We start from the raw sequence: 12092 nt of genomic DNA, 5'->3' as shown, positions 1-12092 counted from the left end.
TGTCGCGGAGGGGCCGATCAGCGGCCGACGAGACGTCGGACCGTCTCTACGAGTTCGGCCTGGTCGAACTCGCTCTTGAGGAGGTAGGCGCTGGCGCCGGCGTCGAGTCCGGCGCGCCGGTCGGCCTCGTCCCCCCGGGAGGTCATGATCACGACCGGGACGGACTCCCACCCGCGGGTACGTCGGATCGTGCGGGTCAGCGTGAACCCGTCCATCCCCGGCATCTCGACGTCGGACAGGACCAGGTCGACAGGGTCCCCGCCGAGGCGACCGGCACCGTCTTGGCCGTCCACCGCGGTGACGACGTCGTAGCCCGCCGCCTCGAGGATGACCCGCTGGAGCTCCCTCACCCCGGCGCTGTCCTCCACGACGAGGACCCGGGCCCTCTTTCGGTGGGCGGCTGGAGCGGCGTCGGCCTCGGCAGCCTCCTTCGCGCTGCCACGAGGCGAGGCGGGGACGGTGGCCGCGACGGGGATCCGGCGTGCGCCCTGGACGCTGAGGTCCCGCACGTCGACCAGCAGCATCAGGGTTCCGTCGCTGTCGATCGCGGCGCCGCTGAGACCGGGGGGCCGGTCGAGAAACCCACCGAGGTCCTTGACCACGATCTCCTGCTCCCCGACCAGGCGGTCGACCGTCCACGCCATCAGGTCGACGCCGGTGCCGCCGTGGCGGACGACCACGGCCGCCGCGGGCGTCCGCTCGCCGGGGACCTCGAGAACCGCGCCGAGGTCGGCCAGCGGCACCGGCACGCCCCCCCGGTCCACGGTCGGGACACCGGCCACGGTGTTCACCGCGGAGTCCTTGAGCGCGATGGTCTCCACGACGTTGGTCACCGGCAGGGCATAGCGCTCCTCACCGACCCGAGCGACCAGGCAGCGAAGCACACCGAGGGTCACCGGCAGAGTGAGGACGAAGCGGGTGCCCACCCCGGGCTCGGAGAACACCTCGGCGGTTCCGCCCAGGTCCTGGGCGGCACGGCGCACGACGTCGAGCCCCACCCCGCGCCCGGAGGTCTCGGTCACGACGTCCCGGGTGGAGAACCCGGGCTCGAACAGCACCGCGAGCAGCGCCTGCCCGGAGACCGCCGCGTCCTCGGGCAGCAGGCCGCGGCGGATCGCCGCGTCCCGAAGCGCGTTCTCGTCGATGCCCATGCCGTCGTCGGCGACCTCGATGATCACCGATGACCCCGCGGCGGCGGCGCTGACCCGTACCCGCGCCCGGCTGCTCTTGCCGGCGAGCCGGCGCTCCTCGGGCGTGCCGCAGCCGTGGTCGACCGCGTTGGTGACGAGGTGGCCGAGCGCGTCGGCGACGCCGTCGAGGACCCGGGCGTCGAGCTCGACGTCCTCGCCCTCGAGGACGAGCTCGACGTCCTTGCCGGTCGCTCCCGCCACCTCACGCACCAGCTGGGGGAAGGCCGCCACCACTCGGCGCAGCGGCACCATGGCCAGACCGAGGGCACCCTGGCGGACCCGGCCGAGCCGCGCGTGCGTCTCGTCGATGTCGGCGCGCGCCACCCGTGCCGCAGCGTTCATCCGGTCGCTCTGGGCCGCCAGCGACGCCAGTGCGTCCAGGACCGGAGCGGGCAGGCCGAGGAGCTCGACGCGACGGCGTACGTCGCTGACGGCGCGGGCGCACTCGGCGGCCATCGCGTTCCACGACGTGATGTGCAGGTCGAGGACCCGGGTGGACAGGTCCGCCTCGCCCACGAGGTCGAGCAGGTCGTGCACCCGGCGGGTCGGGACGCGCACCGAGTCGCCGAGGCGCGGGCGGCCGGGCTCGGCCTCCGCTGCCACGGCCTCGGCGAGCGCCGCGGCACGCCCCAGCTTCGGGACCTCGACCGGATCGTCACCGGCGAGGGCCGAGTCCAGGGCGCGGACGACCTCGTCGATCTCGGCCGCGCCGATCGCCCGCTCCGCGCCCGGCATGGCCCGTGAGATGCACTCGGCGGTGACGAGCAGCAGGTCGACCAGGTCTCGCCGCACGCCGAAGCGGCCGTCCTTGAGGGCGCCGAGGAGGTCCTCCGCGCGATGGGCCAGCCCGACGACCCCGTCCAGCGCGAGCGCGCGTGCCGACCCCTTGACCGTGTGGGCATCACGGAACAGGCCGCCGACGACGTCACGCGGCGAGGGGTGTCCCTCGAGGCTCAGCAGGCCGGCCCGCAGCGACTCGAGCTTCTCGTCGACCTCCGCGCGGAAGATGGCGACGAGCTCGGGGTCGTCGGTCCAACCGTTCACCGTCGGGCCCCGACCCCGCCGTCGTCCCCGACCTTGAAGCGGGCGATCTCCTCGCGGAGCTGGTCGGAGAGCGAGGTCAGCTGGGCCGCCGAGGTCGCCGTCTGCTTCGAGCCGATGGCGTACTGGCGGGAGGCGTCGGAGACCTGGCTCATCGCCGCCACGACCTGCTCGGACGCGGAGCGCTGCTGCTGGGTGGCGATCGAGATCTCCTGGGCGGCGGTGGTCGTCTCGTCGACCATGCCGGAGATGCGCTCGAGGGCGTCGACCACGTCGCGAGCCAGCGCCGCCCCCGCGTGCACCTCCCGGGCCCCCTCCTCGGACGCGAGAATGGTCGCGTTGGTCTCGGCCTGGATCTGCGCCACGATGGACTGGATCTGGCCGGTGGACTCCTGGGCGCGCTCGGCGAGCTTGCGCACCTCGCTCGCGACGACGGCGAAACCGCGGCCGTGCTCCCCTGCCCTCGCGGCCTCGATGGCCGCGTTGAGCGCCAGCAGGTTGGTCTGGTCGCTCATGTCGTCGATGACGACGAGGATCCGCCCGATCTCCTGGCTCTTCTCCCCCAGGCCGAGGGCCCGGGCGGCGATCGAGTCCACGCGCTGGGCGATGGAGTCCATCGCCTCCACGCTGGCCGCGACCGCGCTGCGGCCGTGCTCGGCGTGACGCAGGGTCTCGGAGGCGTACCGGGCCACCGACTCGGCCGTGTCGGCGATCTGGGCCGCGGTCGCCGCGAGCTCCTCGATCGTGCTCGACGTCTCCGTCACGGCGCTGGACTGCTCGGTGGCGCTGGCGGCATGCTCCTCGGCGGTGGCCAGCAGCTGGCCGGCCGACACCGAGATCTGGTCACCGGCGTCGCGGATCTGCTCGACCAGGTGCCGCAGGTTGCCGACGGTGTCGTTGAAGCGGAGCGCGAGCTGCCCGATCGCGCCCGCGGAGACCACGCGCTCGCTCGCGAGGACGCTGGCCTGGTTGAGGTCGCCCTCGGCGGCACGCCCGAGCGCCTCGGACAGGAGCGCGACCTGCTCGGCCAGCAGCTGCTGGTCGGCGAGCATCTCCTTCTGGCGGGCCCGCAGCGAGGCCGACAGGCCCCAGCAGAACACGACCGCGGCCGCCTGCAGGATGCAGGCGACGGCGAGGAGCGGGGTGTCGTCGCGGACCAGCGGGCCGCCCAGCTGAGCGGCCAGCACGAACGCGAGCAGGACGAACACGCCGAATACCAGAGCCAGCCGGCCGTCGCTGATGTCGACCGCGAAGATGACCAGCAGGAGCGCCGTCGCCCACAGCGGGCCGCTCAGTCCGTCGGAGACACTGACGAGGGCCGCGCACCATGCGACGTCGGCGACCACGACCAGCATGCGCAGCGGGATCGGGGGGACGGTGCCCTCTCCGGTGTACACGGCGGCCAGGACGAAGCCGGCGAGCACGAGGACGACCCCAATGCCCAACGTGACGTAGAGCCCGCGGCTACCGGCCGTCCCGAGGGCCAGGGCGACGGCGGTGACGAGCAGCTGCACCGCGAGCACGCCGCTCGTGGTGAGGAACAGCCGGCGCGGGCTCTCGACGGCGGCCGCCTCGCGCATGATCATCGCGGTGAAGCGGCGGTGCGTGGGCTCGGGGCTCTTCTCGACTGCGGTCATGTCGGTTCCTGGGCTGGTCAGCTGCGTCGGGTCGACGGCAGGGAACGGCGGAGGTCGAGGACGGCTTCGGCGTCGAGCAGGGAGACCGGGCCGCCCGAGTCCACGACGCCATGGACGAGCTCGACGGCGCCCGTGGAGGCAGTCGAGGGGGTGGGGAGCGCGGCGGCCTGGGAGGGCGTCAGAAGTCCGGTGATCAGCTCGACGAGCAGGCCGGCCTCGATCCCGTCGCGGGTGAGGACGACGACGCGCGCGCTCGTCGGCAGCGGGCTGGTCGGCTCGCCGAGCACCGGGCGCAGGTCGAGGACCGGCAGCACGTGCCCGCGCCAGTTGACGACCCCGGCGAGCCAGGTGGGCATCCCAGGGACCCGCGTGACGGCCGGCACCGGCACCACCTCGGCGACGTCGGCCATCGGGACGGCGTACCGGGCGACTCCCAGGCGCACCACGATCGCGTCGGGGACGACCTCGACCGGCTCGCCGGGATCCCCCGGCTCGCGGTCTGAGACGGTCGCGGCTTCCTGCACGTGCAGGTCATCGGCGGCTCGGGCGCGCTCCTGTAGGCCGTTCGGGTGGTCCCCCGCCGCCCGATGTCTTCGACTGAACGCGACGTTGCTCCGGACCTATTGGAGGAACGCCGCGTTCATTCGGACTCAGCGGCCGGCGGGGCGGGGGCGACGGAGGCGGGCTGCGCAGGTGCCGCGTCACGGAGGTCGATGAGGCCTGCCATGGTGCTCGACCCGCGGCGCTCGTGCGCGTCGCGCGCGGCCTCGAGCACGGCGGTGATCTCGCGCCCCACGAGCTCGTGGCGCTCCAGCAGCGCGTCGCGCAGCGCCTCCACGAGGTGCTTGTTCGCGTTCAGCAGGCTCGACGCGACCATCTTCTGCTGCTGGAGCAGGTCCTCGACGCGGCGGCGGCCGTCAGCGTCGGCGAGCACCCTGCCCACGAGGTTGGTGTCGTTGAAGGCGGACCCCTGGACCGCGCCGAGGGACACCAGGGTGTCGGTCATGCCCGCCGCGCCGACCATCTGCGCCGCGACGTTCGTCGCATAGAGCAGGTCCCCGCCCGGGCCGGTGGAGACGTCGCCGAAGAAGATCTCCTCCGCGCACTGGCCCCCCATGGCGATCTGGATGAGGTGCACAAGCTCCGACCGGGAGCGCGTGTAGACGTCGGCCGCGTCCCCGTGCGCCAGCATCCCCAGCGCCGAGCGCCGCTTGATGATGGTCAGGACCTCCAGGCGCCGGTACGGCGCCACGAGCCACGCGACCGTGGCGTGTCCGGACTCGTGGGTGGCGATGAGGCGCGCCTCGTGGTCGGTGTAGGCCACGGGCTGGCCCATGCCGACCTCCTCGACGAGGCGTGCCCGCTCGACGTCTCGGCGGTTCATCATCTCGTCGCCGCGCCGCATCGCGTTGACCAGCGCCTCGTCGAAGACGTGCTCGATCATCACCGGCGTGTAGCCCTGGGTCACGCTCGCCAGCTGGTCACGCTGCTCGTCCTCGTCCAGCTCCAGGTGGTGCGCCTTGCGGGCGAGGAAGAAGTCGACGAGCTCGCGACGGCCGGCCTTGTCCGGGGGCTCGAAGGTGAGTCGGCGGTCGAAGCGTCCGGGACGCAGCAGGGCGGGGTCGAGGTTGTCAGCCCGGTTGGTCGCCGCGATGATCAGCACGTTCGTGGGACTCGGCTTCGGCTTGTGCAGCTGGCGCGAGGCCGGAAGCAGCGGGTTGACGTGGTCGACCCCCCACGCGCGCAGGCGCTGCCACCCGGTTGGCGTGTCGAAGGACTGCATCTGCACCAGCAGCTCGTTCACGACGCCGCCGACGCCCTCGCTGGTGATGTTGGGGTGAACGGTCGTGGCCGGCTGACCGTACAGGCTCGGCAGCCCCTCGAGCCCTCCGCAGCAGGAGACCATGCGGGCGACGTCGGGCATCGCCGTGGCCCCCAGCCCACCGCGGGCGACCGCGATGGCGTCGATCTCCTCGATGAAGCCGATCGCACCGCCCTCGGTGCGCGCCGCCTTGCGCAGGGCCTTGAAGTAGGCCCGGATCTTCCACGCGGTCGCGCCGTAGTACATGTTCTGGAAGGACGTGCCGGAGACGAACAGGAAGGGCACCCCCGCCTCGCGGGCCATCGCCTTGGCAAGGTGGGTCTTGCCGGTTCCCGGAGCGCCCTCGAAGAGCAGGCCGCGCCGCGGCGTGCCGCCCATCGTGTCGGCGAACTGCTTGTGCGCCAGGAAGAGGTTGAGGGAGCGGACCACCTCCTCCTTGACCGGCTCGATCCCGACCACGTCGCTGAGCCTGATGTCGATCTGTTCCGGGCTGAACGTCACGTGCGGGGAGCGCCGCGCCATGAGCATCGGGACCAGCGCCACCGCGCCGAGGGCGCCGAAGAAGAGCAGGTAGACCAGGACGTTGATCGGGACCGATGGCATCGCGAGCACGTTGAAGGGCCGGCGGTCCGCGAGGCGGTACCAGAGGAACAGCGTCGGGACGCCGAGCCAGAGCGCGAGCCGCGTCAGCCGGCGCTGCCGGGCCCGCTCCCGGGTGCGGCCGACGTCCGCCTTGGCCGCATCGAGGACGTGCAGGCCGGATGCCTCGCTCGCCACCGGATCGCCTCCCTCCACAGGGTCCGAACCCCGAGTCTTTCCCGACCGGTGGGGGGTGTCTGCCCCGTTCACCCGTTCGGCGGATCAAGGGCGGGCCGGCCTGCGGCCGTCACTCCAGGCCGTTGAAGAGCCCGTCCTCGCGCCCGTCCTCGTCGAAGGGAGCCGCGGTCCGCCCCTGGACGAGCCGGTAGAACTCATAGCCCCACGCCTCCTGCCCGACGTTGTTGGACAGGGCGAAGAACGGGCCGTCGACGGTGACCTGGGTCGCGTGCGCGGCGAGCGCGCGCATCTTCACCGGCTCGTACGCCCGGGCGTCCACTCGCGTGGTCACCGACTCGTCGGGATCAACGAACGGGAAGTCGTCGACGGAGTCGACCCCGAAGAAGTCCGTCCCGCTGGCCTTCATCGCCTCCAGCCCGCGCTCCATGTACGAGCGGGGCAGGGCGCTCTCGTAGACCTTGGCCACCAGCCACGCCTCGCCGAGCTCGGGACGGTACGTCGGATCGGCGCTGAGCTCCACCGCCCGCATCGCCACCCGGTGGGCCTGGATGTGGTCCGGGTGCCCATAGCCACCGTTGGCGTTGTACGTCGCCAGGACCTGGGGACGTACCTCGCGAAGCACCGCCACCAGGTGACCCGCCGCCTCGTCGACGTCGGCCTGCCAGAAGCAGTCGGGGCGTGAGTTGGTCGGCTCACCCATCATCCCGCTGTCACGGTAGCGACCGGCTCCGCCGAGGAAGCGGTGGTCCTCGACCCCGAGCTCGGCCATCGCCGCGGCGAGCTCCTGCTCCCGGTGGGCGCCCAGCTCGTCGGTGTGCTGGGCGGCGAGGTGCTCGAGAGCGGGCACGAGGACCTCGCCCTCCTCGCCCCGGGTGCAGGTCACGAGAGTGACGTGCACTCCCTCCGCGGCGTAGCGGGCCATCGTCGCTCCGTTGGCGATCGACTCGTCGTCGGGGTGCGCATGCACGAAGATCGCGCGGCGTGCGGCCAGGACATCGGTCATGGCCGCACGCTACGACAGTCACCGGAGCGGCGCGCGACTGGCAGGATCGGTGCGTGACCAACGACTCGCCCAGCTTCCCGCGCCTGCTCGCCCGCACGATGCGCTTCACCCTCGGCGTCCCCCGTGGGATCACCATCTCCCCGGACGGCGCGCGCGTGACGTTCGTGCGCAGCACCTCCGGCGTCGACCGGGTGGGCCGCCTGTGGGTCCTCGACGTCGCGTCGGGGGAGGAGCGCCTCGTCGCCGACCCCGCGGCCCTGCTCGCCCAGGGCGAGGAGCATCTGAGCGACGACGAGCGCGCGCGGCGCGAGCGCTCCCGCGAGGTCGGGGCAGGCGTGACGGCGTACAGCACCGACGCCGCGGCCACCCGAGCGGTCTTCGCGCTCTCCTCGCGGCTGTTCGTCGCGGACCTGGTGGGCGACGCGGGGGTGCGGGAGATCCCGGCGGAGACCCCGGTCGCGGACCCGCAGGTCTCCCCGGACGGCCAGTGGGTCGCGTACGTGGCGCGCCGCACGGTCCACGTCGTCAGCATCGACGGGGACGAGGCGCGGACCCTGTGCGCCCCGGCGTCGGAGGAGGAGTCCTGGGGGCTCGCCGAGTTCGTCGCGGCCGAGGAGCTCGACCGCTTCCATGGCATGTGGTGGTCCCCGGAGTCCACCGGCCTGCTGGTGGCGCAGGTCGACGAGCGCCCGGTGCGGACGTTCTGGATCGCCGACCCGGCCAACCCCGACCAGCGCCCGCACGAGCACCGCTACCCCGCGGCCGGGACCGCCAACGCAGAGGTGGCCCTGTGGTACGTCGCGCTCGACGGGGGACGCACCGAGGTGCCGTGGGACCACGAGGCCCTGCCCTACCTCGTCGGCGTGTCGTGGACACCGGCCCGACCGGCGCTGGTCTCGCTGATGGATCGCCGCCAGCAGCGGCAGCTGGTCCTGTCGGTCGAGGACCCGGCAGCGCCCAAGGAGCAGCTCGAGATCACCGACCCGTCGTGGGTGGATGTCGTCCCGGGGACTCCGTGCTGGTGGGGCGAGCGAGTCCTCACGGTCGAGGTGCAGGCCGACAGCTATCGGCTCTTCGCCGACGGCGAGGCCCTGACCCCCGAGGCCTTGCAGGTCCGCGCCGTCCTCGACGTGGCCGACGACGCGGTCCTGCTGCTCGCCGGTGAGGACCCGGTGGAGCGGCGCGCGTACCTGCTCGGCCGCGACGGCAGCCTCACCGGCCTGGGCTCGGGCATGTCCGCGGCCAGGCGAGCCGGGGGCACCACGGTCGTACGCAGCGAGACCATCGACTCCCCTGCACCGCACTTCGCGGTGATGCGAGCCGACGGCTCCACGCTCGAGGCGCCACGGGTCCTCGCCGCGGAGCCGCCGATTCAGGCGGCACCGGCGTTCGTCCCCGGCGACCGGGTGCGCACTGCCGTGCTGCTGCCCACCGGCTGGAACGCCGAGGACGCTCCGTTGCCGGTCCTCATGGCCCCCTACGGGGGCCCGCACCACGCGGAAGTCACCTACGCCGGGCGGGCCTACCTCGAGGACCAGTGGTTCGCCGACCAGGGTTTCGCGGTCGTCATCGGGGATGGCCCCGGGGCGCCCGGATCGCCGTCATGGGAGCGGGCGGTCCGCCTCGACCTGGCCACCCCGGCCCTGGAGGGGCAGGTCGCTGCACTGGAGGCCGCCGCGAAGGCGTACCCGGGTGCGCTGGACCTCGGTCGCGTGGGCATCCGCGGCTGGTCCTTCGGCGGGTACCTGGCCGCCCTGGCCGTCCTGCGCCGTCCTGACGTCTTCCACGCCGCCGTCGCGGGCGCGCCGGTGACCGAGTGGACGCTCTACGACACGGCGTACACCGAGCGCTACCTCGGTCTGCCGCAGGAGAACCCGGAGGCATACGCGCGCAGCTCCCTGCTCGACCTCGCCGCCGAGCTGCGCCGCCCGCTGATGGTGATCCACGGCCTGGCCGACGACAACGTGCTGCCGGCCCACACGCTGCGGCTCTCCAGCGCGCTGCTCGCCGCGGGACGACCGCACCAGGTGCTGCCGCTGTCCGGCATCACCCACCTCACCCCGCAGGAGGTCGTGTCCGAGAACCTGCTCCTGCTGCAGGTGAGCTTCCTGAAGGACGCGCTCGGGGTCCGCTAGGGCTGCTTCTCAGGCGTCGGCGGCGGCGACGCCCGGCGCGACGATGGACTCGCCGCGGTCCGGCTGCTCCGGGAAGTGGCAGGCGACCTGGTGACGCGAGGCCAGCTCGCGCAGCGGCGGCTCCTCCGTGGCGCAGATCTCCTGGGCCTTCCAGCAGCGCGTCCGGAAGACGCACCCGGACGGCGGGTCGCTCGGGCTCGGCAGGTCGCCCGTGAGCAGGATCCGCTCCCGGGCCGCCTCCCGGATCGGGTCGGGCACCGGGACCGCGGAGAGCAGGGCCACGCTGTACGGGTGACGAGGTGAGCGGTAGAGCTCCTCGGAGTCGGCGACCTCGACCAGCTTGCCGAGGTACATGACCATGACCCGGTCGGCGATGTGGCGGACCACGGACAGGTCGTGGGCGATGAACACGTACGCCAGCCCGTACTCGTCCTGCAGGTCCTCGAGCAGGTTGATGACCTGGGCCTGGATCGAGACGTCGAGAGCGGAGACCGGCTCGTCGCAGACGATGAGCCTCGGCTGTAGCGCCACCGCTCGGGCGATGCCGATCCGCTGGCGCTGACCACCGGAGAACTCGTTGGGGTAGCGGTTGTAGTGCTCTGGGTTCAGGCCCACCCGGCTCATCAGGTCCTGGACGGCCTTCTTGATGCCCCCCTCGGGCTTGATGCCCTGGATGATGAATGGGGCCGCGATGATCCCGCCGACGGTGTGCCGCGGGTTCAGCGACGAGTACGGGTCCTGGAAGATCATCTGCATCTCGCGCCGCAGAGGGACCATGTCCTTGCGGGAGAGCGCGGTGATGTCCTGGCCGTCGAACTCGACCGTGCCTCCGGTGGGCTCGATCAGCTTGAGCATCGAGCGACCGGCGGTGCTCTTGCCGCAACCGCTCTCACCGACCAGCCCCACTGTCTCGCCCGGATCGACGGTGAGGCTGACGCCGTTGACCGCCTTGACGTCTCCGATGTGCTTCTTGAACACTCCGGCGGTGATCGGGAACCAGGTCTTCAGGTCGGTGACCCGGAGCAGGGGGTCTGTCGCGGTGGTCACGGGGTCGCTCCCGTGTGCGCCGCCAGGGCCTCGTCCGCGATCCGGCGGCGCTGGGCAGGGGTCAGGTGGCAGCGCACGAGGTGCTCCGGAGAGGTGGGCAGCAGCTCAGGTCGTTCGGTGCCGCAGCGATTGTCCGGCACCTGGTCGTAATAGGTGCACCGCGGCCGGAAGACACACCCCTTCGGGAGCCGGATGAGCGAGGGCGGCTGCCCGGCGATCGGGTCGAGCCGGCTCGAGGGCCGGTCGAGGCGGGGCAGGGAGGAGAGCAGGCCGAGGGTGTACGGCATCTCCGGCGCGTAGAAGATGTCGTGGATCGGTGCCTGCTCCACGATCCGTCCCCCGTACATGACGGCGACCTCGTCGGCCACGTTGGCGACGACACCCAAGTCGTGGGTGATGAGCACGATCGCCGTACCGAACTCCTTCTGGAGGTCGTTCAGCAGCTCGAGGATCTGCGCCTGGACCGTGACGTCGAGCGCGGTCGTCGGCTCGTCGGCGATGACGAGCGACGGGCTGTTGATCAGCGCCATGGCGATGACGACGCGCTGCCGCATGCCGCCGGAGAGCTGGTGGGGGTACTCGTCGATGCGGCGCGCCGCGTTGGGGATGCCGACCCGGTCCAGCATCGCCACGGCGCGCTTGCGCGCGTCCTTCTTGCTCGTCTTGCTGTGCACCTTCATCGCCTCGACCAGCTGGTCGCCGATCTTGTAGAAGGGGTGCAGCGACGACAGGGGGTCCTGGAAGATCATCGCGACCTTGCTGCCCCGGACCGCACGGATCTCGCTCTTGGACGCGGTGAGCAGATCCTCCCCGTCGAGGAGGATCTCGCCGCTCACATCGGCGTTCTTGCCGGCCAGGCCCATGATCGCCAGGCTCGTGACCGACTTCCCGGACCCGGACTCGCCCACGATGGCGAGGGTCTTGCCGCGCTCCAACGAGAAGCTGACGCCGTCGACGGCGTGGACGATGCCGTCCTCGGTGCCGAACTGGACGCGCAGGTCGCGAACATCGAGGTAGGGCTGGGTCACGCAAGCCTCACCCTCGGGTCGATGGCGGCGTAGAGGATGTCGACGACCAGGTTGGCCACGATCACGAAGACGGCCGCGACCAGGACCGTCGCCGCGATGACGGGCAGGTCGTAGGTGATGACCGAGTCGACGGACAGCTTCCCCAGCCCGTCGAGGTTGAACACCTGCTCGATGACGATGGCGCCTCCCAGCAGACCGGCGAGGTCGAGCCCGGCCGAGGTGACGATGGGTGTGAGGCCGGCCCGGAAGGAGTGCTTGGTGATGACTCGCCGCTCGGGCAGCCCCTTCGCGCGGGCCATGCGGATGTAGTCCTCGCCGAGGGTCTCGAGCATCTGATTGCGCGTCAGCCTGGTGTAGAAGGCCGCGTACAGCAGGGCGATCGCGATCCAGGGCAGCACCATCCCCTGGAACC

At 72.1% G+C, this 12092-nt stretch carries 9 protein-coding genes; 1 reads left to right on the top strand and 8 read right to left on the bottom strand.

Features of this window, described 5'->3' with window-relative positions:
• Nucleotides 1-17: 17 nt before the first annotated feature.
• The 5 genes from VMI11_03525 to mshB all read right to left on the bottom strand — a co-directional run bounded on the left by VMI11_03525 (nt 18) and on the right by mshB (nt 7470).
• A complete protein-coding gene (locus VMI11_03525; protein ID HTY71477.1) occupies nt 18-2234 on the bottom strand; it encodes a response regulator in 2217 nt (738 codons plus the stop codon).
• Nucleotides 2231-3868: a methyl-accepting chemotaxis protein gene (locus VMI11_03520; GenBank protein ID HTY71476.1), complete on the bottom strand. Its 1638-nt coding sequence runs from the start codon at nt 3866-3868 to the stop codon at nt 2231-2233. The genes VMI11_03525 and VMI11_03520 overlap by 4 nt, the downstream gene beginning before the upstream one ends.
• A 17-nt stretch (nt 3869-3885) precedes the next feature.
• Entirely contained in the window at nt 3886-4392 is a 507-nt protein-coding gene (locus tag VMI11_03515; GenBank protein ID HTY71475.1) for a chemotaxis protein CheW, read from the bottom strand.
• Nucleotides 4393-4508: 116 nt separating this feature from the next.
• On the bottom strand, nt 4509-6467 hold the full coding sequence (locus VMI11_03510) for an AAA family ATPase (protein ID HTY71474.1): 1959 nt from the start codon (nt 6465-6467) through the stop codon (nt 4509-4511).
• Between the two features lie 109 nt (nt 6468-6576).
• Nucleotides 6577-7470 (bottom strand): N-acetyl-1-D-myo-inositol-2-amino-2-deoxy-alpha-D-glucopyranoside deacetylase, encoded by an 894-nt coding sequence (mshB, locus tag VMI11_03505; protein HTY71473.1) that lies wholly within the window; start codon nt 7468-7470, stop codon nt 6577-6579.
• A 53-nt stretch (nt 7471-7523) separates the two neighbouring features.
• Here mshB and VMI11_03500 point away from each other — a divergent pair, with 53 nt between their 5' ends.
• Complete coding sequence (locus tag VMI11_03500; protein ID HTY71472.1) at nt 7524-9605, top strand: prolyl oligopeptidase family serine peptidase; 2082 nt, start codon at nt 7524-7526, stop codon at nt 9603-9605.
• Between the two features lie 9 nt (nt 9606-9614).
• Here VMI11_03500 and VMI11_03495 read toward each other — a convergent pair whose 3' ends face one another.
• The 3 genes from VMI11_03495 to VMI11_03485 all read right to left on the bottom strand — a co-directional run.
• A complete protein-coding gene (locus VMI11_03495; protein HTY71471.1) occupies nt 9615-10652 on the bottom strand; it encodes a dipeptide ABC transporter ATP-binding protein in 1038 nt (345 codons plus the stop codon).
• Nucleotides 10649-11680 carry an ABC transporter ATP-binding protein gene (locus VMI11_03490; protein ID HTY71470.1) on the bottom strand — a complete coding sequence of 344 codons (1032 nt, stop codon included), beginning with the start codon at nt 11678-11680 and terminating at the stop codon, nt 10649-10651. Before VMI11_03490 ends, VMI11_03495 begins: the two co-directional genes overlap by 4 nt.
• A partial coding sequence (locus VMI11_03485; protein HTY71469.1) for an ABC transporter permease occupies nt 11677-12092 on the bottom strand: 416 nt, incomplete at its 5' end. The genes VMI11_03485 and VMI11_03490, both read right to left, overlap by 4 nt.

The sequence above is a fragment of the Actinomycetes bacterium genome (assembly GCA_035506535.1).
Taxonomy (GTDB): domain Bacteria; phylum Actinomycetota; class Actinomycetes; order DATJPE01; family DATJPE01; genus DATJPE01.
This window is presented reverse-complemented; position numbering and strand designations above follow the sequence as displayed.